Annotated in this window: 18 protein-coding genes, 1 other RNA gene and 1 pseudogene; 12 read left to right on the top strand and 8 right to left on the bottom strand. The window is 58.4% G+C overall.

Going from position 1 to position 22,858, the window contains the following annotated elements; genetic code table 11:
• Positions 1-14: 14 nt before the first annotated feature.
• From E0F99_RS09605 to E0F99_RS09585, 5 genes are all read right to left on the bottom strand, one after another.
• Positions 15-1,040: a hypothetical protein gene (locus E0F99_RS09605; protein WP_083356704.1), complete on the bottom strand. Its 1,026-nt coding sequence runs from the start codon at positions 1,038-1,040 to the stop codon at positions 15-17.
• A gap of 170 nt (positions 1,041-1,210) precedes the next feature.
• Positions 1,211-1,607, bottom strand: a transfer-messenger RNA (tmRNA) gene (ssrA, locus tag E0F99_RS09600).
• A gap of 104 nt (positions 1,608-1,711) precedes the next feature.
• A complete protein-coding gene (locus E0F99_RS09595; protein ID WP_083356705.1) occupies positions 1,712-1,993 on the bottom strand; it encodes a hypothetical protein in 282 nt (93 codons plus the stop codon).
• A 136-nt stretch (positions 1,994-2,129) separates the two neighbouring features.
• Positions 2,130-4,940, bottom strand: a complete 2,811-nt coding sequence (locus E0F99_RS09590; RefSeq protein ID WP_083356706.1) for an FAD-binding and (Fe-S)-binding domain-containing protein — start codon at positions 4,938-4,940, stop codon at positions 2,130-2,132.
• Positions 4,941-5,010: 70 nt separating this feature from the next.
• The gene (locus E0F99_RS09585; RefSeq protein WP_083356707.1) at positions 5,011-6,705 is read right to left on the bottom strand and encodes a lactate permease LctP family transporter; all 1,695 of its coding nucleotides are present in this window, start codon (positions 6,703-6,705) and stop codon (positions 5,011-5,013) included.
• Positions 6,706-6,955: 250 nt separating this feature from the next.
• On the opposite strand from E0F99_RS09585, the gene E0F99_RS09580 reads away from it, so the two are divergent.
• Entirely contained in the window at positions 6,956-7,723 is a 768-nt protein-coding gene (locus tag E0F99_RS09580) for an FCD domain-containing protein (protein ID WP_083356708.1), read from the top strand.
• A gap of 34 nt (positions 7,724-7,757) precedes the next feature.
• On the opposite strand, the gene smpB is transcribed toward E0F99_RS09580, so the two are convergent.
• Positions 7,758-8,240 carry an SsrA-binding protein SmpB gene (smpB, locus tag E0F99_RS09575; protein WP_003235073.1) on the bottom strand — a complete coding sequence of 161 codons (483 nt, stop codon included), beginning with the start codon at positions 8,238-8,240 and terminating at the stop codon, positions 7,758-7,760.
• A 166-nt stretch (positions 8,241-8,406) separates the two neighbouring features.
• On the opposite strand from smpB, the gene E0F99_RS09570 reads away from it, so the two are divergent.
• A complete protein-coding gene (locus E0F99_RS09570) occupies positions 8,407-8,841 on the top strand; it encodes a type II toxin-antitoxin system RatA family toxin (RefSeq protein ID WP_083356709.1) in 435 nt (144 codons plus the stop codon).
• The gene (locus tag E0F99_RS09565; RefSeq protein WP_083356710.1) at positions 8,834-9,136 is read left to right on the top strand and encodes an RnfH family protein; all 303 of its coding nucleotides are present in this window, start codon (positions 8,834-8,836) and stop codon (positions 9,134-9,136) included. The genes E0F99_RS09570 and E0F99_RS09565 overlap by 8 nt, the downstream gene beginning before the upstream one ends.
• 63 nt (positions 9,137-9,199) lie before the next feature.
• Here E0F99_RS09565 and E0F99_RS09560 read toward each other — a convergent pair whose 3' ends face one another.
• The gene (locus E0F99_RS09560; RefSeq protein WP_017139267.1) at positions 9,200-9,727 is read right to left on the bottom strand and encodes an outer membrane protein assembly factor BamE; all 528 of its coding nucleotides are present in this window, start codon (positions 9,725-9,727) and stop codon (positions 9,200-9,202) included.
• 98 nt (positions 9,728-9,825) lie between these two features.
• Here E0F99_RS09560 and fur point away from each other — a divergent pair, with 98 nt between their 5' ends.
• A complete protein-coding gene (fur, locus tag E0F99_RS09555; protein ID WP_083360362.1) occupies positions 9,826-10,230 on the top strand; it encodes a ferric iron uptake transcriptional regulator in 405 nt (134 codons plus the stop codon).
• Positions 10,231-10,317: 87 nt separating this feature from the next.
• Here the strand turns inward: fur and recN are convergent, their stop codons facing one another.
• Positions 10,318-11,991 carry a DNA repair protein RecN gene (recN, locus tag E0F99_RS09550; RefSeq protein WP_083356711.1) on the bottom strand — a complete coding sequence of 558 codons (1,674 nt, stop codon included), beginning with the start codon at positions 11,989-11,991 and terminating at the stop codon, positions 10,318-10,320.
• 254 nt (positions 11,992-12,245) lie between these two features.
• Between recN and grpE the strand changes: the two genes are divergently transcribed.
• The 8 genes and pseudogenes from grpE to E0F99_RS09510 all read left to right on the top strand — a co-directional run.
• Positions 12,246-12,806, top strand: a complete 561-nt coding sequence (gene grpE / locus E0F99_RS09545; protein ID WP_017139264.1) for a nucleotide exchange factor GrpE — start codon at positions 12,246-12,248, stop codon at positions 12,804-12,806.
• 102 nt (positions 12,807-12,908) lie between these two features.
• On the top strand, positions 12,909-14,825 hold the full coding sequence (gene dnaK / locus E0F99_RS09540; protein ID WP_083356712.1) for a molecular chaperone DnaK: 1,917 nt from the start codon (positions 12,909-12,911) through the stop codon (positions 14,823-14,825).
• A gap of 317 nt (positions 14,826-15,142) precedes the next feature.
• Positions 15,143-16,267, top strand: coding sequence for a molecular chaperone DnaJ (gene dnaJ, locus E0F99_RS09535; RefSeq protein WP_083356713.1), 1,125 nt, complete (start codon positions 15,143-15,145; stop codon positions 16,265-16,267).
• A gap of 10 nt (positions 16,268-16,277) precedes the next feature.
• On the top strand, positions 16,278-17,084 hold the full coding sequence (gene dapB, locus E0F99_RS09530; protein WP_083356714.1) for a 4-hydroxy-tetrahydrodipicolinate reductase: 807 nt from the start codon (positions 16,278-16,280) through the stop codon (positions 17,082-17,084).
• Between the two features lie 259 nt (positions 17,085-17,343).
• The gene (carA, locus tag E0F99_RS09525) at positions 17,344-18,480 is read left to right on the top strand and encodes a glutamine-hydrolyzing carbamoyl-phosphate synthase small subunit (RefSeq protein ID WP_083356715.1); all 1,137 of its coding nucleotides are present in this window, start codon (positions 17,344-17,346) and stop codon (positions 18,478-18,480) included.
• Between the two features lie 105 nt (positions 18,481-18,585).
• The gene (gene carB / locus E0F99_RS09520; protein WP_017139259.1) at positions 18,586-21,807 is read left to right on the top strand and encodes a carbamoyl-phosphate synthase large subunit; all 3,222 of its coding nucleotides are present in this window, start codon (positions 18,586-18,588) and stop codon (positions 21,805-21,807) included.
• Positions 21,804-22,280 carry a transcription elongation factor GreA gene (gene greA, locus E0F99_RS09515; RefSeq protein WP_083356716.1) on the top strand — a complete coding sequence of 159 codons (477 nt, stop codon included), beginning with the start codon at positions 21,804-21,806 and terminating at the stop codon, positions 22,278-22,280. Before carB ends, greA begins: the two co-directional genes overlap by 4 nt.
• Before the next feature lie 28 nt (positions 22,281-22,308).
• Positions 22,309-22,704: pseudogene (locus E0F99_RS09510) on the top strand (MFS transporter); the annotation flags it as partial.
• Between the last annotated feature and the right edge of the window lie 154 nt (positions 22,705-22,858).

Here is a 22,858-nt window from a genome sequence, read left to right as displayed (position 1 = left end):
GCCAAACCTGCTGTTCAAAGGCGTTTTAAGCGCGGTAATGCCGCTTTGCCTCGCTCGGTCAGTACCGGTTCCAACTGCTCCCAAGTGAAGCTCAAGTCGTTGTCGCAGCCGTCTCCCGTGGCGCGGGTGGAGAGTTGCAGGCCTTGGGTGTTGAAGCTCAAGTCAAAGGAGGAATAGCTGGTGATCGCCGGGCAGCCCTCATCGGTGGTGGTTTGCTTGGCCAGCCAGGCGCTGAATGTGGCCGGTAACTCCACGTGGCCGGAGTAAGCGGAGTACCACTCCTGGCGCCCGCCGAGCCACGTCCACGGGTCAACGCTTTCGCCGGTTTGCAGGTTCCAGGAATGCAGGCCCCAACTGATGCCTCTGGCGCCGGTACCTGCGGCCCAGCGGTAAAACCTGACGGTGATGAACTGCGATGACCAATACGTGGGCTCCACCGCGATTTCGCTGGTGTAGGCCGAGCCATTTCGACCCAGGTATTCGCGGCGCTCTTGTAAGTAGTCAGCCTGGTCATCGTTATTGATGGCCAGGGCGGCGAGTTGTTGGTTGATCTTCTGAATCGCCGGGCCGTCGCCACCCAGTTTGAGCGTGACCTGGGCGCCTTGGGTCTTGAGTCGATACGCGTGGTTTTCGACGCTTTTCTTCTCGGTCTTGACCGGCAGAGGCGCCGCTTCCATAGGCGCGTTGTAGGCATCGCTGCCGCAGCCGTCGGGGCTGATGCGTTGCAAGCTGAGTGGCAGCGTGTTGCCGCCCTTGGTTTTACTCCAGCCACCTGAGAGCGTATCGCCCTGGGGGTTCTGCAATGCCCAGAAACCGGTGTTGCCTTCCTCCACCCACGGCGCGTTATCGCTGGCTTGGGTCAGTTGAATCGGCGTGAGGATGCGTTGGTAGTAGTAACTGCCATGCTCGCCATCGGCGCCGTTGAAACAGGCGGTTACAGCGGATTTACCCAGCGTGCCCTGCCAGACGCCCGCGAGGTCGGCGGCGCAGGCGAGCAAGGGCGTGAAGGCGAGGGTAATGACAGCGAGGGGCTTGAGCACGGGTATCTGACTTCCGGTTGTCTGATAAAGGCCGTCAGGGTAATGGGAAGCGTGGGGGGATTCCAGCGGGCGAGGCGTTGTGAGGCCGCTCGCCTTTTTATGTCCCGCAACATTCAGAACCCCAGAAACAACAAAACCCGCACTAGGCGGGTTTTGTCGATGCTTCGAATTGGTGGAGCCGGGGGGATTTGAACCCCCGTCCGCCAGTACTCCGCTGTCGGTACTACATGCGTAGCCGTTTCTATTAAGTTAACCCTCAGCGACCCGAAGGGCAGGGTGCTTTGGGCGAGTTGTGTAAGTTTTAGCCGCTTCGTCCACAACGTACTGCACGGCGATTCTGTTCTATATGACAATCACTTTGGGTTTACAGACATCCCCTGGTGATTGCTGGACCCGAAGGTACCAGAAGCTCAGGGCTAAGGCTGCTTACGCAGCGAGAGCGAATTCCTGGCCGTAGTTTTCGTCATTGGCAACTATAAGAAGTTGCAACAGTGGATTTACGAGTTCTGTTACCAACTCGGCATGCACCTAAAGTTTCGCGACCGGCGTCGAATCCTAAACGGCCCCGTGCTTGTAACTCGTTGTTTCATAGTGAGTGACAAGCCTGTGCAGTGTACGCCAAACGTTCGCAGAAGGCCAACCCGAAGGTTGGCCGCGCGCGAGCCAGGGGCTTACTGGCCGCCTTTTTCGCTGCTCTGCAAGTCCTGGATGGCTTTGGAGGTGATCTCGATGCACTTCTTGTCATCGCCGGCCGCGTGGGCAGCCTTGGCCTGGGAGACTGCGGTGTCGATTTCGCCGCTTTTGCCACTGGTGTCGGTGGCCAGCAGGGCTTTGCCGTTGTTGATTTTGTCCAAGTTAATCTGGCAAAGGTCATCTGTTTTGCCAGCTGCAAAAACAGGCGAGGCCATCATCGCAGCGGTAATAAACAAGCCAGCAAGAGCGGAACGCTTCATAGGGTATCTCCTTGCGAAAAAGGGCTCGACGCTACTGGCGTTCAAGACCTGCCAGCGACATCACTGATGAGCCTCGTTCACCGAGGCCTATGCAGATGACTACGCCGGCGCGCAGGGGTTCGGTTTTGTTGGCGGATTAATGCGCCCGCGCCTGGGTTACCCGGTCCACCAGGTACACCAGCCCGTGATAATCAATGCCTCCATGCTGACTCAGGCCGATCTCGCAGGTGCGGCTGGTGGAAATGCCTTCGCTGCAATATTGCACGGCGTCCTTGAGCGAGCGCAGGGAGTGGGCGTTGAGTTGCGGCGTGGTAAAGCCTTTGTCGCCGGCAAAGCCGCAGCAGTGGATGCCTTCGGGGATCACCACGGTTTTGGAGCAGCGTCGCGCCAGGTCAATCAGGGCCTGGCTTTCGCCCAGGTGCTGGGTGCTGCAGGTGACGTGCACGGCGATGGGCGCTTCCTGCGGTGTGAAGTCGAGGCGGTCCATCAGGTGGGTGCGGATAAACCGTACCGGGTCGTAGAGGTCCAGGCGTGTTTCGCCGAGGTCTTGTACCAGCCGTAGGGTACATGGGCTGGTGTCGCAATAGATCGGGTCGAGGCCGCCACGGCTGGCATGGAGCAGCGCGCCGATCAATTCCTGGCGTTTGTGCTCGGCCTGTTCGGCATAGCCTTTGGAGGCGAAGGGCTGGCCGCAGCATAGGCTGTCTTGGTTGTCAGGCAAGACGACTTGGTAACCGGCTTTTTCCAGCAGGCCACGCGTTTTGTCGTACAGCGACATTTGCTCTTTATCTCCCGACGCCGGGCCCATGGCGCGTGAGACGCAGGCGGCCAGGTAGACCACACGCGGTCGTTCGTTCGTCACGGCGGGGCTGAAGCGGATGGCTTTCTCCGGCTGTGGCATGGCGCTGGTCCATTGGGGGATTTGCCCTTTGGACAGCTTGGTCACTGTGGCTGACAGCTTGGCCAGGCGCGGCGCGCCCAGAAGCATGCGCGCGCCGTTGGCGACATGTAGGGTAAATCGCGCACCTTGCAGTGCAGTGGCGAAATGGCTAGCCAGCCAGTCGGCGGTTTTCGTACGGTCGGCGTCGCGGGCGCGCAGCTTTTTCACCAGGTCGCCGGTATTGATGCCTACAGGGCAGCGTTGCGCGCATAGCCCGGTGGCGGCGCAGGTCTCGATGCCTTGATAGTGATAAGCCGCTTCCAGTTTGGTGGTGTCGACGCCTGCACGTTTCTTCGCCTGGATGTCGCGCCAGATCACAATGCGCTGGCGTGGGCTCAAGGTCAGGCCCTTGGAAGGGCACACCGGCTCGCAGAAGCCGCACTCGATGCACTTATCCACAAGCTCGTCGGCGGCCGGCAATGGCTTGAGGTGCTTAAGATGGATTTGCGGGTCTTCGCTGAGCACTACGTCGGGGTTGAGAATGCCGTTGGGGTCGAGCAGGCGTTTGAGCTGCCACATCAACTGATAGGCATCGCTGCCCCATTCCAGCTCAACGAATGGCGCCATATTGCGGCCAGTGCCGTGTTCGGCTTTCAGCGAGCCACCGAACTCCACCGCCACCAGTTGCGCGACGTCGTCCATGAACGCTTGATAGCGTGCGACTTCTTCGCTGCTGTTGAAGCCTTGAGTGAATACAAAGTGCAGATTGCCTTCCAGGGCGTGTCCGAAAAGGATGGCTTCGTCGTAGTGGTGTTTGTCGAATAACGCGATCAAGCGGTTCACGCCGATGGCCAGTTGTTCGACTGGGAAGGTCACGTCTTCGATGATCACCGTGGTGCCGGTTTTACGCACGGCGCCGACGGCGGGGAAGGTGTCTTTGCGGATAGCCCACAGGCGCGCGTTCTCGACCGGGTCTTCGGTGAAATCGACCTGTCTTTCCACGGGGAAGGGCGCCAGGGTCGCCATGATCAGCGCCAGTTGCTCGTGCAGCAATGACGGCGACGCGGCGCGGGACTCGATTAATAGCGCGCAGGCATTTTCCGATAACTGCTGTACGAAAGCGGGCATGCCCGGCTTGTCCTGTACCGAACGCATGCTGCGCCGGTCCAGCAACTCGACGGCCGAGACCGGTTGGGATTTCAATACGGTCACGGCGTTGCAGCAGGTCTCCACATCCGGGAACACGATCAGCGCCGAGGCTTTGTTCGGGTGATCAATTACCGTGTCGTAAGTCACTGCACTGATAAAGCCCAGAGTGCCTTCGGAACCCACAAGCAGGTGGCTGAGGATATCCACCGGCTCATCAAAATCGACCAAGGCATTGAGCGACAGGCCGGTGGTGTTTTTCAGACGGTATTTGTGGCGGATCTTGGCTGCTAATTCTGCGTTTGCCCGCGTCTCGCGGCCCAGTGTCGCCAGGCGCTCAAGCAGTTCGCCGTGCTGTTCACGAAATGCCGCGACGCTGGCGGTATCTTCTGTATCGAGGCGGCTGCCGTCCGCCAGTACTAAACGAATACCTGCCAGGGTGTGATAAGTGTTTTGCGCCGTGCCGCAGCACATGCCGCTGGCATTGTTGGCGACGATGCCGCCGATTTTGCAGGCATTGATCGACGCCGGGTCTGGCCCGATCTTGCGCCCGAATGGCGCGAGCCACGCATTGGCCTGTGCGCCGATCACGCCGGGCTGAAGGCGGATCTGCGTGCCTTGCCCACGAATTTCGCGGCCATTCCAATTGTCACCCAGCACGATCAGCACCGAGTCGCTGATGGCTTGGCCGGACAAGCTGGTGCCGGCTGCACGGAAGGTGACCGGCACGCGGTCACGCTGGGCCAGTTGCAGCAGCGCTATCACTTCATCTTCCGACTCCACGCGAATCACCAGCTGCGGGATCAGTCGGTAAAAGCTGGCGTCGGTGCCAAAGGCGAGGGTGGAAAGTGGATCGTCGAAACGGCGATCTTTCGGGATCAGTTGTGCGACGTCGCTGAAAAAAGCAGCAGGCAGGCTCATCGGTCCTCCAGAAATAGCTGACGCCGGCATGGTTGTCCGGCGTCGATTTTTACCCTATTGCGTGCAGGTCTCAGTGCACCAGCATACCGGTGAACCAGTAGGCCTGCGCCAGCGTGATCAGCCCGACGATGGTGGCAAAAAACAGGCTGTGCTTGAGGGTAAAGCGGAACAAGTCGGACTCCTTGCCCACCAGGCCAGTGGCAGCGCAGGCCACGGCGATCGACTGCGGCGAGATCATCTTGCCGGTCACGCCGCCGCTGGTATTGGCGGCGACCAACAGCACGTCGTTGACGCCGATCTGGTGAGCGGTAGTGGCTTGCAGCGAGCTGAACAAGGCGTTGGACGATGTGTCCGAGCCTGTCAGAAACACCCCCAGCCAGCCGAGAAAAGGCGAGAAGAACGGAAAGGCTGCTCCCGTGCCTGCCAATACCAGCGCCATGGTCGAGGACATGCCGGAATAGTTGGTGACAAAGGCGAACGCCAGCACCATGCCGATGGACAGAATCGGCCAGCGCAGCTCGTAGAAGGTCTCTTTCAAAGTGGTAAGACCAGTTTTGATGTCGATCTTCAGTACCAGCATCGATACGAGTGCGGAGAAGAAAATCGCGGTGCCGGTGGCTGAAATCGGGTCCAGCTTGAACACGGCCGGAATCGCCGTTGGGTTGGTGACGATGGGGGCGACCTTGATCACCAACTGGTCCAAGTGAGGGATCGCAAAGTTGAACACCCAGCTGTACATCGAGCCGCCCGCCGCGAACATTGCTTTGAACGGCTTGAGGGTCCAGAGGGTCACCAGTACGGTCAGGATCAGGAACGGCGACCAGGCTTTCAAAATCTGCCCCAGGCTGTAGGGCGAAGCGACAGTTTGGCGTGGTTGACCGAAGCCGCCGACACTGGCGGTAACGCCTGCGCTGGAGGTGGCGCCGGCAATCTGTGCGCCAGCGGTGCGCTTGGGCTGCCAGATTTTCAGGAACAGGGTCAGGGCGATCAGGCTGACGAGGGCTGAGGTGATATCCGGCAGTTCCGGGCCGATGAAGTTGGAGGTGAAGTACTGGGTGATGGCAAAGCTCAGGCCTGCCACCAGTGCTGCTGGCCAGGTTTCGCGAACACCGCGCAGGCCGTCCATCATGAATACAAGCCAGAAAGGTACGAACAGCGACAGCAACGGCAATTGGCGGCCGGTCATCGCGCCGATCTTGAATGCGTCAATGCCGGTGACTTGTCCTGCAACGATGATCGGAATACCCAGTGCGCCGAAGGCGACAGGCGCGGTGTTGGCGATCAGGCAAAGGCCAGCGGCGTACAGCGGGTTGAAACCCAGGCCGACCAGCAATGCGGCGGTGATTGCCACGGGTGCACCGAAACCGGCGGCACCTTCCAGGAAGGCGCCGAAGCAGAAGCCGATCAGCAACACTTGCAAGCGCTGGTCGTCGGTGATCGACAGGACCGAGCTGCGGATGATCTCGAACTGTCCGCTTTTGACCGTCAGTTTGTAGAGGAACACCGCGGCGACAATGATCCAGGCGATTGGCCAGAGGCCGTAGGCAAACCCATAACCTGCAGCGGCCAGCGCCATATCCATGGGCATCTGGAAGGCAACGATCGCCACCAGGATCGACAGCCCCAAGGTGATACTCCCGGCGACGTGACCTTTCAGGCGAAACACGGCCAGAGCGAGGAAGAAGAATACGATCGGAATAACGGCCGCCAGAGCGGACAGGCCGAGACTGCCGAGAGGGTTGTAGAGCTGTTGCCAGGTTTGCATATGGGGTGGCCCCTGATTGTTGTTGTTTGGTCAGCTTGGACAATTGGTAATACCAATTTACAGTCGCTGTCGGCTAGAGTAAAAGCCTCGGATGGGGTGTGTCAATTTGCCGCTCGCGAAACTTTGGTCTTAGGTCACGAGTGGAGTGTTCTGGTCTGATCAATCGAAGCTGTTCTGATAGGTGCCGCAAGCGCGGCGATAGGCCAGAATAGAGGGCCCGGCGAGTGGTCGGGATTGCGGAGAGCGAGTTATGGGGTTTGATCAGGTGCGTCAGCGCCGTTTGTCTGACGATATTGTCGAGCAGCTTGAGGGCATGATCCTTGAGGGCACGCTCAAGTCAGGCGAGCGCTTGCCAGCCGAGCGCGCTTTGGCTGAGCGGTTTGGCGTGTCGCGCCCGTCGTTGCGCGAGGCGATCCAGAAACTGGCGGCCAAGGGGTTGCTGGTCAGTCGCCAAGGCGGCGGTAACTATGTGGCGGAGTCCTTGGGGTCGACGTTCAGCGATCCGCTGCTGCACCTGCTGGAAAATAACCCCGAGGCCCAGCGTGATTTGTTGGAGTTTCGCCAGACCTTAGAAGCTTCGTGTGCTTACTACGCGGCGCAGCGCGCCACCGAGGTTGACCGTGAGCGGCTGACCGCCGCCTTTGAGGCGTTGCAGGATTGCTACACGCGGGTTGATGAGGTCAGCCGGGTGGAGGAGGGCGCGGCGGATGCGCGGTTTCACTTGGCCATTGCCGAGGCCAGCCATAACGCGGTGTTGCTGCACACGATTCGCGGTCTGTTCGATCTGCTCAAGCGGAACGTGGTGACCAACATCGGCGGCATGTATCAGCAGCGTACGGAAACCCGCGACATGCTGATCAGTCAGCACCGGGATTTGTACTTGGCGATTATCGAGGGACGGGCCGAGCAGGCACGTGAAGTCTCAACACGTCACCTGTTGTATGTGCAGGAAGTGTTGGAGGAGGTGCGTCAGGAGGTTCAGCGCGTGGCTCGGGCAGAGCGACGTAAAGGCATGTAGCCTGGGTGAGTCACCCAGGGCTACATCACAAGGCTTAGTCTTCCTTGCCCTTGTTGCGCACAGCGCGATGCAGCTCACGATTGGAATCGCGCTCGCGCTCGGTATCGCGCTTGTCGTATTCCTTCTTGCCCTTGCCCAGTGCGATCTCGCACTTGACCAGGTGCTTGCTCCAGTACCAGGACAGGCAGATGCAGGCATAGCCTTTCTGCTGTACGGCGGCAGCGAGCTTTTCCAGTTCGCGAGCATTGAGCAACAGCTTGCGCGTGCGCACCGGGTCGGCAATTACGTGAGTGCTCGCGGTGGTCAGCGGGGTGATATGGCTGCCGAGCAGCCATGCCTCGCCATCTTTGAGCAATACGTAGCTGTCGACCAGTTGCAGTTTGCTGGCGCGCAGACTTTTTACTTCCCAGCCGGCCAGGACCAGACCAGCCTCGAACCGATGTTCGATGAAGTAATCGTGTCGCGCCTTTTTATTTTGCGCGATGGTCCCTGTGGGGTGTTTCTTTTGTTTAGCCATAGGGGCGGCATTATAGGGAGTTGCGAGCGAGTCGGCTACGGTCAACCTGCGTGCTTGAGCGTGTTGGACGAATCCCGGACAATACCGGCAGTTCTTTGGTTTTTTTCTCTCGCGGATCGGGCTGTTCTTTCGCGATGTTTGCCTCAGCAGTGGAAGTAACGCTCACATGACGACGCATATTCAACGTTCGGCTTTATTGCCTTATCCGGCGCAGGCGCTCTATGACCTGGTCAACGACGTGGCGCGTTACCCGGAATTCCTGCCGTGGTGCAACACCGCCGAGGTGCTGGAGAGCAGTGATGAGCACATGGTTGCCAGTGTCGGAGTCGCCAAGGCGGGTATGAGCCAGCACTTTGTCACGCGCAATACTCTGGCGCCTGGACAATCGATTGAAATGAACCTGCAGGAAGGGCCGTTCACTCAGTTGCATGGGGTGTGGGTCTTCAAGGCGCTGACTGACAAGGCCTGCAAGATCAGTCTGGACCTGTCCTTTGATTACGCAGGTCCGATTGTGCGGGCAACGTTGGGGCCATTGTTCAATCAGGCTGCCAACACCTTGGTGGACGCATTCTGTCAGCGGGCCAAACAACTGCATGGTTGAGATTGAAGTGGTGTACGCCGCCGAGGATCGCCAGGTTTTGCTGGCGGTGACGGTACCGTCGGGTACAAGCCTGAAGGCGGCGGTGCAGGCGTCGGGAATTGCAGTGCGCTTTCCGGAACTCGCATTGGCCGATTGCCCTTTGGGTATATTCGGTAAAGTGGTTGTCGACGCGGACGTGCGTGCGGTGCAGTCGGGTGATCGTATTGAGATTTATCGGCCCTTGCTGGCAGACCCGAAAGAGGTGCGCAGGCTACGAGCGGTCAAGGCTGCAATGGCCAAGCAACGCAACTCATAAGTCGGCCAAACGGCAGGCAACAAAAAGCCCGGCATGCCGGGCTTTTTATCGAGCGCCGCAAAATTACTGCGGGCTGGTGTCCAGAGGCTGAGGCGTCGGGACTGGAACGGTTTGCACACCGTCGACGTCCTTCTGGATCTGATCCAGCAAGGAGCCAGGCTTGGCCGGTACCTCGGACTTCGGTTTCTCCGCTTCCTGCGCAGGCGCAGTCACATTGGTGCCGTTGTCCTTGCCCAGCAAGGCTTCATCCCGGCTTACGCCGGGCATGAAGTCGCCGGACAGGCTGACAAGCTGGTCATTGCCATTGAAGATGACACTGACGCGCTCCTGCTGGCGTTCACCGCCACCTGGCTGGATGCTATAGAGATAATCCCAGCGATCGGCATGAAAAGTGTCGGTCAGCAGGGGGTTGCCCATAATAAACCGTACTTGCCGTCGGGTCATTCCCGGGCGTAACTGGTCTATCATGTCCTGCGTGACGACATTGCCCTGCTGGATGTCGATTTTGTAAACCCCGGGGAATGAACAACCGGCGAGTGCGAGCAGTCCCACAAGGGTGAAACTGGTTAGCAAGAGCTTGGTGTTTTGCATCGGTGGGCGACTTCCACTATCTTGGCTGGGACAACGTAAACGCCGATCATACCCGTATTAAGAGAAGCTGCGAAGCAGCATCCGCGAGAAAGCTAACCATGGTTGAAAATAGCGAACTACGCAAAGCCGGTCTTAAAGTGACTCTGCCACGAGTCAAGATTCTACAAATGCTCGATTCTGCTGAGCAGCGCCACATGAGTGCCGAGGATGTTTACAAGGCACTGATGGAGTCTAACGAGGACGTTGGCCTGGCCACGGTTTACCGTGTGCTGACCCAGTTTGAAGCCGCAGGGCTGGTGGTTCGTCATAATTTCGACGGCGGTCATGCAGTGTTCGAATTAGCTGACGGTGGTCATCACGATCACATGGTTGACCTGGATACCAATGAGGTTATCGAGTTCACCAGTCCGGAAATCGAGAAGCTCCAGCACCAGATTGCTGAGGAGCATGGTTTCGATTTGGTGGACCATAATCTGGTTCTTTACATCCGTAAGAAAAAGTAAAAATCGACACAGATTCGCTCTGTGAAACGATAGAAGGCGACCCTAGGGTCGCCTTCGTGCTTTCTATAAGGTAGAAAAATGCTCGATTCAGGCTTTGGCGGCCACGACCATTTTCTTCGCGTGAGCCAAGGACTCTTTCGTCAGATCGATACCGCCCAACATCCGTGCCACTTCCTCCACGCGTTCCGATTTGTTCAGCTTGGACACGGCCGTGTGCGTCGCATCGCTTGCGCGTACTTTATGTACAAACAAATGCTGATGCCCTTGGGCAGCCACTTGCGGCAAGTGAGTCACCGTAAGCACCTGGCCGCGATCCCCCAGGCGACGCAGTAATTGGCCAACAATCTCGGCAGTCGGCCCGCCGATACCCACGTCCACTTCATCGAATACCAGCGTGGGTACCCGTGAGGTCTGGGCAGTAATCACCTGGATCGCCAGGCTTATGCGCGACAGCTCGCCACCGGACGCCACTTTTGCCAGCGCCTTGAGCGGCTGGCCAGGGTTGGCGCTGACCAGCAGTTCCACCTGTTCCAGGCCGTGGGGTTGTAGCTCGTTGCTGGTGTTGGCGTGCAGCTCGATAGTGAAACGCCCGCCGGGCATGCCCAGGCGCTGAATCTCCTGCTCTACGGCGCTGGCCAGGCTTGTTGCCGCGTGTTGGCGCAGGTCGCTCAGTTCGCGGGCCTTTTCTTGGTAGTGCCGGGCGAACGAGGCGAGTTCATCGCCCAGGCGCTCAATGGATTCGTCGTTGGCGTTGAGGGTTTCGATTTCATCCAGCAGTTTTTGCTGCATCGTGGCCACTTCGGTGGGCTGGATGCGATGTTTGCGCGCCAGGGTGTAGATGGTGTCCAAGCGTTCTTCTATTTCCTGCAGGCGCGCCGGGTCGGCATCGAAGTGGTCGAGGAAGCGATTGAGTTCTCCCACGGCTTCCTCTACTTGGATCTGTGCACTGGTCAGCAGGGTAGTGGCTTCACCCAATGAGCCCGACCCGCTGTTCACGCTGGACAGGCGATTGAGGCTGGCGGTCAATGCATTGAGCACGTTGCCCGAATCACTTTCGCTGCATTGCTCCACCACCTGGCGGCAGATACTCAGCAGGGTCTCGGCGTTGGTAAGGTTCTTGTGTTCCTGCTCCAGTTGCTCCAACTCGGTCTCGCCCAGGCCGAGGCTTTCCAGTTCTTCCAGTTGGTAGCTGAGCAGTTGATGACGGGCGCGCTGCTCATCGCCGGAATTGGAGAGACGCTCCAGTTCTTGGCGTGTCTGCCTCCAGCGCTGGGCGGCAAGCTGTACCTGCCGGGCAAGATCAGTGGCGCCGGCGTACTCATCGAGCAGGCGGCGATGGGTGTCGGTTTTCAGCAGGGACTGGTGTTCGTGCTGGCTGTGGATATCGATCAGCAGTTCGCCCAGGGCTTTCAGGTCGCCAAGAGGGCAGGGCGTGCCGTTGATGTAGCCGCGTGAGCGTCCTTCCGCCGTGATGACTCGGCGCAGGATGCATGGGCCTTCATTATTAAGGTCGCGCTCGGCCAGCCAGGCTTCGGCTTCGGGAATGTCTACCAGGTCGAAGGTGGCCAGGATGTCGGCCTTGTCCGCACCGGGGCGCACGACGCCACTGTCGGCGCGGTCACCGAGGGTCAGGCCCAGGGCATCGAGCATGATCGACTTGCCGGCACCGGTTTCGCCTGTGATTACGCTCATCCCGCGATCCAGTTCGAGGTCCAGATGTTCAACGATGGCGTAGTTATGTACAGACAGATGCACGAGCATAGCGGCCGCTCCGAGGCGTTAGGTCTGGTTATTTATACAGTGTTTTGCTTGATGCTGACAATCCTGAGCTTTAGCTCGATTTGCTTGATGCAATCGCTTTTTTAGCTCAACGGGGAATGAGTGCGCAGGAATTGATCTGCCGCAAGTGAAAGACTTTTGGTAACGCTTGCGCTCTTGAACCTGGAAATTGTGGCCCCATATACCGGAACAGAAGCGCGAGTTGAGTTCGCGCATGATTTTGAAAGGAGAAATCTATGGCTGACGAACAGACGCAGGATACGCAAACTCCAGACGCCAATTCGGCTGCCGGTGATGAACTGGCGACTCGTGTGCAAGTGCTCGAGGAGCAATTGGCTGCTGCGCAAGATCAGTCTTTGCGTGTTGCCGCTGATCTGCAGAACGTCCGTCGCCGTGCCGAGCAGGATGTTGAGAAGGCTCACAAATTCGCGTTGGAAAAATTCGCCAATGACCTGCTGCCGATCATCGACAGCCTGGAGCGTGGCCTTGAGTTATCCAACCCGGACGATGAAAACATCCGCCCGATGCGCGAAGGGATCGAACTGACCCTGAAAATGTTTCAGGACACCCTGAAGCGTTATCAGTTGGAAGCCATCGATCCGCAAGGCGGTGAGCCGTTCAATGCAGAGCATCACCAAGCCATGGCCATGCAGGAAAGCCATGACCTGGAGCCGAACAGTGTTTTGAAAGTATTCCAGAAGGGTTATCAGCTCAACGGTCGCTTGCTGCGCCCGGCAATGGTGGTGGTGAGCAAGGCGCCTGCACCTGTTGCACCTTCTATTGATGAGCAGGCTTGAAATCCGCCGCAAGGCCCCCATTTATAAGTCAAGCGTTTAAGTGCTACCGCAGTTAGCCACCACTGCTGCGGCATCCAAATTAAAGTTTCGGGAGAGTAAATCATGGGCAAAATTATCGGTATCGACCTGGGGACTACCAACTCCTGCGTCTCCGTGCTGGAAAACGGTGTTGCTAAAGTTATCGAAAACGCCGAAGGCGCGCGTACCACGCCGTCGATCATTGCTTACGCCAACGACGGTGAAATCCTCGTCGGTCAGTCGGCCAAGCGTCAGGCTGTGACCAATCCGCATAACACCCTGTACGCGGTGAAGCGTCTGATCGGTCGTAAGTTCGACGAAGAAGTCGTACAGAAAGACATCAAGATGGTCCCTTACAAAATCGCCAAGGCTGACAACGGTGACGCCTGGGTTGAAGTAAACGGCCAGAAAATGTCGCCGCCGCAAATCTCGGCTGAAATCTTGAAAAAGATGAAGAAAACCGCCGAAGACTACCTCGGTGAAACAGTGACTGAAGCGGTGATCACCGTTCCAGCCTACTTCAACGACAGCCAGCGCCAGGCGACTAAAGACGCCGGCCGCATCGCGGGCCTGGACGTAAAACGTATCATCAACGAACCGACCGCAGCTGCACTGGCTTACGGTATGGACAAGGCCAAAGGCGACCACACTGTGATCGTTTATGACCTGGGTGGCGGTACGTTCGACGTCTCCGTGATCGAGATCGCTGAAGTTGACGGCGAGCACCAGTTTGAAGTGTTGGCCACCAACGGTGACACCTTCTTGGGTGGTGAAGACTTTGACATTCGTCTGATCGACTACCTCGTTGACGAATTCAAGAAAGAAAGCGGCATGAACCTCAAAGGTGACCCGCTGGCCATGCAGCGCCTGAAAGAAGCCGCTGAGAAAGCCAAGATCGAGCTGTCTTCCGCTCAGTCGACTGACGTGAACCTGCCGTACATCACTGCAGACGCTACCGGTCCTAAGCACTTGAACGTGAAAATCTCGCGTTCCAAGCTGGAAGCGCTGGTTGAAGACCTGGTTCAGCGCACCATCGAGCCTTGCCGCATCGCGCTGAAAGACTCCGGTATCGACGTTGGCGCGATCAACGACGTGATCCTGGTTGGCGGTCAGACCCGTATGCCACTGGTTCAGAAGCTGGTGACTGAGTTCTTCGGCAAAGAAGCACGTAAAGACGTGAACCCGGACGAAGCCGTTGCCATGGGTGCTGCTATCCAAGGTGCAGTACTGGCCGGCGACGTGAAAGACGTGCTGCTGCTGGACGTCAGCCCGCTGACCCTGGGTATCGAAACCATGGGTGGCGTGATGACCGCGCTGATCGAGAAAAACACCACGATTCCTACCAAGAAATCGCAAGTTTTCTCGACTGCTGACGACAATCAAGGCGCTGTGACTATTCACGTGCTGCAAGGTGAGCGTAAACAAGCGGCTCAGAACAAGTCCCTGGGCAAGTTCGACCTGGCCGAGATTCCACCAGCACCACGTGGCGTGCCACAAATTGAAGTGACCTTCGACATCGATGCCAACGGTATTTTGCACGTAGGTGCTAAAGACAAAGCCACTGGCAAAGAGCAGAAGATCACCATCAAGGCCAACTCCGGTCTGTCTGATGAAGAAATTCAACAGATGATTCGTGATGCTGAAGCCAATGCTGATGCTGATGCCAAGTTTGCTGAGCTGGCCGGCGCCCGTAACCAAGGCGATGCCCTGGTTCACTCGACGCGCAAAATGGTCTCCGAAGCAGGCGATAAAGTGACCGCTGAAGAGAAAACTGCGATCGAAGCGGCAGTGGTTGCCCTGGAAGTCGCCATTAAAGGCGACGACAAGGCTGCCATCGAAGCCAAGGTTGAGGAACTGTCGAAAGTCTCCGCACCGGTTGCTCAGAAAATGTATGCCGAGCAAGGCCAGCCGGCAGAAGGCGGTGAGCAGCACGCAGAGCCTGAAGCCAAGCACGACGACGTTGTCGATGCCGAGTTCGAAGAAGTCAAAGAGCACAAGTAAGTTGGTTGTACGGTTGACCGCTATCAAGCGGTGACTGGTAGGATGTCGCCGCGCGGGAGCTTGCTCCCGCGTTGGCGTGTCTGGGGTATGCGAATTTTTACAACATGCGACAAGGTCGAATGTTGGCGGTGTGACTGGGAATGCTCCTGCTTCCTGGCTGACAGTCACCGTGTTTTTTGGCCGGGTCCCTGGCTAAAAGCAGTAATGACCAGGATCGTTGAATTGACGTGAGTTGGGTCCGGGCCTGTATTGGGGCTCAACGAGTTTGGCAAGGCTCAGGAGGGTCTCGCCGAACGTCCTTAAGAGTGCAAAGACTTATGGCAAAGCGTGACTATTACGAAGTGTTGGGTGTGGAGCGCGGCTCCAGCGAGGCGGACCTGAAAAAGGCTTACCGTCGCCTGGCGATGAAGCACCACCCGGACCGTAATCCGGATAGCAAAGAATCCGAAGAGATGTTCAAAGAGGCCAATGAGGCCTACGAATGCCTGAGTGATCCAAACAAGCGTGCGGCCTACGATCAGTACGGTCATGCCGGCGTTGATCCGAGCATGGGCGGCGGCGGTGCCGGTTTTGGCGGTCAGAACTTCTCTGACATTTTCGGCGACGTCTTCAGTGACTTTTTCGGCGGTGGCCGTGGCGGCCAGCGTGGCGGTGCTCAGCGCGGCAGCGACCTGCGCTACACCCTGGAATTGAACCTCGAAGAAGCCGTGCGCGGCACCAGCGTCAATATCCGTGTGCCGACGCTGGTCAATTGCAAGCCGTGCGACGGTTCAGGTGCCAAGAAAGGTTCCTCGCCGATCACCTGCCCAACCTGCGGCGGTATCGGTCAGGTGCGGATGCAGCAAGGCTTCTTCTCAGTGCAGCAGACCTGCCCGCGTTGCCATGGTCAGGGCAAGATCATTTCCGATCCGTGCGACTCCTGCCACGGCGAAGGCCGCGTCGAAGAATACAAAACGCTCTCGGTGAAAGTGCCGGCGGGCGTGGATACTGGTGATCGCATTCGCCTGTCGGGCGAAGGCGAGGCGGGGGCTCAGGGTGGGCCTACGGGCGACCTGTATGTGGTGATCAACGTGCGTGAGCACTCGATCTTCCAGCGCGACGGCAAGCACCTGTTCTGCGAAGTGCCGATCAGTTTTGTCGATGCGGCCCTGGGTGGCGAGTTGGAGATTCCGACGCTGGATGGTCGGGTCAAGCTGAAGATTCCTGAGGGCACGCAGACCGGCAAGCAGTTCCGTATCCGCGGCAAAGGCGTTGCGCCGGTGCGCGGTGGCGGTGCTGGCGACCTGATGTGTCGCGTCGCGGTGGAAACACCGGTCAACCTCGGTCGTCGTCAGCGCGAACTGCTGGAAGAGTTCCGCAGCTCGTTGGAAGGTGATGAATCTCACTCGCCGAAAACCACCGGCTTTTTCGATGGCGTGAAGCGCTTCTTTGGCGACCTGTAAGGAAGTGAGTATGCGACGTATAGCCGTAATGGGCGCTGCCGGGCGCATGGGCAAGACCTTGGTCGAGGCGGTGCAGCAGCGCTCGCCGGCCTCCGGGCTAACGGCGGCGATCGTTCGCCCGGGCAGCACGTTGATCGGTGCGGACGCGGGTGAGCTGGCCTCGTTGGGCCGCATTGGCGTTTCGTTGTCAGGCAACCTTGAGCAGGTGGCTGATGAGTTCGATGTGCTGATCGACTTTACCTTGCCGGAGGTGATGCTGAAAAACCTGGCGTTCTGCCGTAAGGCAGGCAAGGCCATGGTGATCGGTACCACGGGCTTGAGTGTTGAGCAGAAGCAGTTGCTGGTTGAGGCGGGCAAGGACATTCCGATTGTCTTCGCGGCCAATTTCAGTGTCGGCGTGAACCTGTCGCTCAAGTTGCTGGACCTGGCGGCGCGTGTGCTGGGTGATGAGGCGGATATCGAGATTATCGAGACCCATCACCGGCACAAGATCGACGCGCCGTCGGGTACCGCGTTGCGCATGGGTGAGGCGATCGCCGATGCGTTGGGGCGTGATCTGTCGAAAGTCGCAGTGTACGGTCGTGAAGGTCATACCGGTGCACGTGCGCGTGACACCATCGGCTTCGCTACCGTACGCGGTGGTGATGTCGTGGGTGATCACACCGTGCTGTTCGCCTCCGAAGGCGAGCGCCTGGAGATCACGCACAAAGCGTCCAGTCGCATGACGTTCGCTAAGGGCGCCGTGCGTGCTGCGCTCTGGTTGGAGGGTCGCAAGCCTTCGCTGTATGACATGCGTGACGTGCTGGATCTGCACTAATCGGTAGCTAAAACGGTGGCTCAGGATTATCCTGAGCCACCGTTTTTACCCGCTAAGCGACGTCCTGTCGCATTCTCCTGCCTTTAAGGCTCATTAGCGGTGGACCAAAAAAGCCTTTTTCTGTAAGCTACAGCTTTAGTGTGTCCACTAAAAGCGCGCAGAATAATTCAGTGAAGAAGCGGGGTGACGTGTCCATACGTCACTCCGCTTTTTTGCAACCTGCGATCGCCCTTTCAGGCTTTATTTACGGGAGGTCTTCTTGACTAAGCCAGCCATACTCGCCCTTGCTGATGGCAGCATTTTTCGCGGCGAAGCCATTGGAGCCGACGGTCAAACCGTTGGAGAGGTAGTGTTTAACACTGCCATGACCGGCTATCAGGAAATCCTTACCGATCCTTCCTATGCCCAACAGATCGTTACCCTGACCTATCCGCACATCGGCAACACCGGTACTACACCGGAAGACGTTGAGTCTGATCGTGTCTGGTCGGCCGGCCTGGTCATTCGTGACCTGCCACTGGTTGCGAGCAACTGGCGTAACACGATGTCGCTGTCCGATTACCTGAAAGCCAACAACGTTGTGGCGATCGCTGGTATCGATACGCGCCGCCTGACACGCATCCTGCGTGAAAAGGGCTCGCAGAACGGCTGCATCATGGCGGGTGACAATATTTGCGAAGCAGCGGCAATTGCCGCAGCGCAAGGCTTCCCAGGCCTGAAAGGCATGGACCTGGCGAAAGAAGTCAGCACTAAAGAGCAGTACGAGTGGCGCTCCACTGTCTGGGACTTGAAGACTGACAGCCACGAGACCATCGCTGCAGCTGACCTGCAATACCACGTAGTCGCCTACGACTACGGCATCAAGTACAACATCCTGCGCATGCTGGTCGAGCGTGGTTGCCGCGTAACCGTGGTGCCGGCGCAAACCCCGGCCAGCGACGTGCTGGCCCTGCAGCCGGACGGTGTGTTCCTGTCCAACGGCCCGGGTGACCCGGAGCCTTGCGACTACGCCATCAAGGCGATCAAGGAAGTGCTGGAAACCGAGATCCCGGTATTCGGTATTTGCCTCGGTCACCAACTGCTGGCTCTGGCCTCCGGCGCCAAAACCTTGAAGATGGGCCACGGCCACCACGGTGCCAACCACCCTGTGCAGGACCTGGACACTGGCGTCGTGATGATCACGAGCCAGAACCACGGTTTTGCTGTGGATGAAGCGACCTTGCCGGCCAATGTTCGCGCGATTCACAAATCGCTGTTCGACGGCTCCCTTCAAGGCATCGAGCGCACCGACAAGAGCGCGTTCAGCTTCCAGGGCCACCCTGAAGCAAGCCCGGGCCCGAACGACGTAGCGCCGCTGTTCGACCGTTTCATCAATGAGATGGCCAAGCGACGCTGACTGAGTGGCTTGCGGGCGGCCCCGAACCTCGGTGGCCCCCGCAGGCTCTTCAAAGAGTGTTCAAGACGGCTTGCCGACTGACCTGCGGATTTGAGTGACAAACCCATGCCAAAACGTACAGACATAAAAAGCATCCTGATTCTCGGCGCTGGCCCGATCGTGATCGGCCAGGCCTGCGAATTCGACTATTCCGGCGCCCAGGCCTGTAAGGCTCTGCGCGAGGAGGGCTACCGCGTCATCCTGGTGAACTCCAACCCGGCCACCATCATGACCGACCCGGACATGGCCGACGCCACCTACATCGAACCGATCAAGTGGCAGACCGTTGCCAAGATCATCGAGAAAGAGCGTCCGGACGCACTGCTGCCGACCATGGGCGGCCAGACTGCACTGAACTGCGCCCTGGACCTGGAGCGCGAAGGCGTCCTGGAAAAATTCGGCGTAGAGATGATCGGCGCGAATGCCGACACCATCGACAAGGCTGAAGACCGTTCGCGTTTCGATAAGGCCATGAAGTCCATCGGGCTTGACTGCCCGCGCTCCGGCATTGCCCACAGCATGGAGGAGGCCAATGCAGTCCTCGAAAAGCTGGGCTTCCCGTGCATCATCCGTCCGTCATTCACCATGGGCGGCACCGGTGGCGGTATCGCTTACAACCGTGAAGAGTTCGAAGAAATCTGCGCTCGTGGTCTGGACCTGTCGCCGACCAAAGAGCTGCTGATCGACGAATCGCTGATTGGCTGGAAAGAGTACGAGATGGAGGTTGTTCGCGACAAAAAGGACAACTGCATCATCGTCTGCTCGATCGAAAACTTCGACCCGATGGGCGTGCACACCGGCGACTCGATCACCGTTGCGCCGGCGCAGACGCTGACGGACAAGGAATACCAGATCATGCGTAACGCCTCGTTGGCGGTGCTGCGTGAGATCGGCGTTGAAACCGGCGGTTCCAACGTTCAGTTCGGTATCTGCCCGGACACAGGCCGCATGGTCGTGATCGAGATGAACCCGCGTGTCTCGCGCTCTTCGGCGCTGGCATCGAAAGCGACCGGCTTCCCGATTGCGCGCATCGCTGCCAAGCTGGCGATCGGTTACACCTTGGACGAGCTGCAAAACGAAATCACTGGCGGCGCAACGCCAGCGTCCTTCGAGCCGTCTATCGACTACGTCGTGACCAAGCTGCCACGGTTTGCCTTCGAGAAATTCGCCAAGGCTGACGCTCGTCTGACTACCCAGATGAAATCCGTGGGTGAAGTCATGGCTATCGGCCGGACCTTCCAGGAATCCCTGCAGAAAGCCCTTCGCGGTCTGGAGGTGGGTGTTTGCGGCCTGGACGAAAAGCTCGACCTGAGCAACCCGGAAAGCATGAGCGTGCTCAAGCGCGAGCTGACCGTGCCGGGCGCCGAGCGCATCTGGTATGTGGCCGATGCTTTCCGCGCCGGCATGACCGTCGAACAAATCTTCGGCATGAACATGATCGACCCGTGGTTCCTGGTGCAGATCGAAGATCTGATCAAGGAAGAAGAGAAGGTCAAGACTCTCGGCCTGTCCTCTATCGACCGCGACCTGATGTTCCGCCTCAAGCGCAAAGGTTTCTCCGACCAGCGTCTGGCCAAGCTGCTGGGCGTGACCGAGAAAAACCTGCGCACTCATCGCCACAAGCTGGAGATCTTCCCGGTCTACAAGCGCGTTGACACCTGCGCGGCGGAGTTCGCAACCGACACTGCGTACCTGTACTCGACTTACGAGGAAGAGTGCGAAGCCGCGCCGTCTGGGCGCGACAAGATCATTATCCTGGGCGGCGGTCCAAACCGTATCGGCCAGGGCATCGAATTCGACTACTGCTGTGTACACGCCGCCCTCGCCCTGCGCGAAGACGGGTACGAGACCATCATGGTCAACTGCAACCCGGAAACTGTTTCCACTGACTACGACACTTCCGACCGTCTGTACTTCGAGCCGGTAACGCTGGAAGATGTGCTGGAAATCTGCCGCGTCGAGAAACCAAAAGGTGTGATCGTTCAGTACGGCGGCCAAACTCCGCTGAAACTGGCTCGCGCCCTGGAAGCTGCCGGCGTGCCGATCATCGGCACCAGCCCTGACGCCATCGACCGTGCCGAAGACCGTGAGCGCTTCCAGCAAATGGTTGAGCGCCTGAACCTGCGTCAGCCGCCTAACGCCACCGTGCGCAGCGAAGACGAAGCCATCCGTGCAGCCAGCAAGATCGGTTACCCGCTGGTGGTGCGTCCGTCCTACGTATTGGGCGGCCGTGCGATGGAAATCGTTTACGAAGAAGAAGAACTCAAGCGTTACCTGCGTGATGCGGTGAAAGTGTCCAACGACAGCCCGGTGCTGCTGGACCACTTCCTCAACTGCGCCATCGAAATGGACGTGGATGCGGTTTGCGATGGCACCGACGTAGTGATCGGCGCGATCATGCAGCACATCGAACAGGCGGGGGTTCACTCCGGTGACTCCGCATGCTCGCTGCCGCCGTACTCGCTGCCGGCGCACATCCAGGACGAGATGCGTGAACAGGTCAAGAAAATGGCCCTGGAACTGGGCGTTGTCGGCCTGATGAACGTTCAGTTGGCGCTGCAAGGCGAAGACATCTACGTCATCGAAGTCAACCCGCGTGCTTCGCGTACCGTGCCATTTGTATCCAAGTGCATCGGTGTGTCCCTCGCCATGATCGCTGCCCGCGTGATGGCGGGTAAGACCTTGAAGGAAATCGGCTTCACCAAGGAAATCATTCCTAACTTCTACAGCGTGAAAGAGGCGGTATTCCCATTCGCTAAATTCCCTGGTGTGGACCCGATCCTGGGCCCAGAAATGAAGTCCACCGGTGAAGTGATGGGCGTGGGCGATACCTTCGGTGAAGCATTCGCCAAGGCCCAGATGGGCGCGAGCGAAGTGCTGCCGACTGGCGGTACCGCGTTTATCAGCGTGCGTGATGATGACAAACCGCTGGTTGCAGGTGTGGCCCGTGATCTGATCAACTTGGGCTTTGAAGTCGTGGCCACCGCCGGGACCGCCAAGCTGATCGAAGCTGCCGGTCTGAAAGTGCGCCGCGTTAACAAGGTGACGGAAGGTCGTCCGCACGTGGTCGACATGATCAAGAATGACGAAGTCACTTTGATCATCAACACCACCGAAGGTCGCCAGTCGATCGCGGACTCCTACTCCATTCGTCGTAATGCCTTGCAGCACAAGATCTATTGCACCACCACCATTGCTGCTGGCGAAGCCATCTGCGAAGCGCTCAAGTTCGGTCCGGAAAAGACCGTGCGTCGCTTGCAGGATCTACACGCAGGATTGAAGGCATGACCAAATACCCAATGACCGTCCAGGGCGCCAAGGCCCTGGAAGAGGAACACGCCCATCTGACCAAGGTCGTCCGTCCAAAGCTGAGCCAGGACATCGGTACGGCCCGCGAGCTGGGTGACTTGAAGGAAAACGCTGAATACCACGCTGCTCGCGAGCAGCAGGGTATGGTCGAGGCGCGGATCCGTGACATCGAAGGCCGTATGCAGAATGCGGTAATCATCGACGTCACGACCATCCCGCACACGGGCAAAGTGATTTTCGGCACCACCGTGGAAATCGCCAACGTCGAGACTGATGAGCGCGTTGTTTACCACATCGTGGGTGAAGACGAAGCTGACTTCAAACTCGGCAAGATCTCTGTTGGTTCCCCACTTGCCCGTGCCTTGATTGCCAAGGAAGAGGGTGACGTGGTGGCTGTGAAAACGCCCGGTGGCGTTATCGAGTACGAGATTGTTGAAGTTCGTCACATCTGAAAGACGGCGCCCGCTTCATGCGGGCGCCATGCTTTGGCAGCTTGCCCAGATGCTTTGGGTGGGCGGCGTGTGGTTGTTACACATTGGTATATTGCCGACGCTGGGCCTGATTGGCCTGGCGCCGTTGCTGATCGATGAGATCGACGGATTGCTAAGTGCGCTGCTGGTGGTTTTTGCGGCGGCGTGCGTGACGCTCCAAGTGCTGGTGCTGATCAAGGCCGAAGGCTTGGAGAGTTTGTGGCGGGATATTCGCGGCCAACTGCTGTTGATGGCGCTGTATGCATGCGCAATGTTCTGCGTGGTGCATGTGTGGCTGCCGCAAGCGTTGCGCTGGCAGCTATTCAGCTATCTTGTGCTAGGGTTCTGCGGCCTGGTGCTGGTTTTGCAACCGGCGCCGGGATGGAGTGGCGGGGCGCGCGGCGCGGCGCGCGCGCCACTCGGGTCGTTTGTATGTGAAATGTTGAAGGGGGAGGTCGATCACGTTTTGTTGTCTGTATGTCTTTGTTTTTTACACATGCACTCACCTTACCAGACCCGTGCAACAGCGTGGGCACCGAGCCCGACACTCTGCTCGTTCG

This window comes from Pseudomonas antarctica (assembly GCF_900624995.1).
Classification (GTDB): Bacteria; Pseudomonadota; Gammaproteobacteria; order Pseudomonadales; family Pseudomonadaceae; genus Aquipseudomonas; species Aquipseudomonas antarctica.
This window is presented reverse-complemented; position numbering and strand designations above follow the sequence as displayed.

Bases quoted from the DNA above. Each gene is read 5' to 3' on its own strand.
- E0F99_RS09590 (WP_083356706.1), bottom strand. From the start codon at position 4,940: ATGAGCCTGCCTGCTGCTTTTTTCAGCGACGTCGCACAACTGATCCCG.
- recN (WP_083356711.1), bottom strand. From the start codon at position 11,991: ATGCTCGTGCATCTGTCTGTACATAACTACGCCATCGTTGAACATCTG.
- E0F99_RS09560 (WP_017139267.1), bottom strand. From the start codon at position 9,727: ATGCAAAACACCAAGCTCTTGCTAACCAGTTTCACCCTTGTGGGACTG.
- fur (WP_083360362.1), top strand. From the start codon at position 9,826: ATGGTTGAAAATAGCGAACTACGCAAAGCCGGTCTTAAAGTGACTCTG.
- smpB (WP_003235073.1), bottom strand. From the start codon at position 8,240: ATGGCTAAACAAAAGAAACACCCCACAGGGACCATCGCGCAAAATAAA.
- E0F99_RS09565 (WP_083356710.1), top strand. From the start codon at position 8,834: ATGGTTGAGATTGAAGTGGTGTACGCCGCCGAGGATCGCCAGGTTTTG.
- E0F99_RS09595 (WP_083356705.1), bottom strand. From the start codon at position 1,993: ATGAAGCGTTCCGCTCTTGCTGGCTTGTTTATTACCGCTGCGATGATG.
- dapB (WP_083356714.1), top strand. From the start codon at position 16,278: ATGCGACGTATAGCCGTAATGGGCGCTGCCGGGCGCATGGGCAAGACC.
- dnaJ (WP_083356713.1), top strand. From the start codon at position 15,143: ATGGCAAAGCGTGACTATTACGAAGTGTTGGGTGTGGAGCGCGGCTCC.
- carB (WP_017139259.1), top strand. From the start codon at position 18,586: ATGCCAAAACGTACAGACATAAAAAGCATCCTGATTCTCGGCGCTGGC.
- greA (WP_083356716.1), top strand. From the start codon at position 21,804: ATGACCAAATACCCAATGACCGTCCAGGGCGCCAAGGCCCTGGAAGAG.
- grpE (WP_017139264.1), top strand. From the start codon at position 12,246: ATGGCTGACGAACAGACGCAGGATACGCAAACTCCAGACGCCAATTCG.
- E0F99_RS09580 (WP_083356708.1), top strand. From the start codon at position 6,956: ATGGGGTTTGATCAGGTGCGTCAGCGCCGTTTGTCTGACGATATTGTC.
- E0F99_RS09585 (WP_083356707.1), bottom strand. From the start codon at position 6,705: ATGCAAACCTGGCAACAGCTCTACAACCCTCTCGGCAGTCTCGGCCTG.
- dnaK (WP_083356712.1), top strand. From the start codon at position 12,909: ATGGGCAAAATTATCGGTATCGACCTGGGGACTACCAACTCCTGCGTC.
- E0F99_RS09570 (WP_083356709.1), top strand. From the start codon at position 8,407: ATGACGACGCATATTCAACGTTCGGCTTTATTGCCTTATCCGGCGCAG.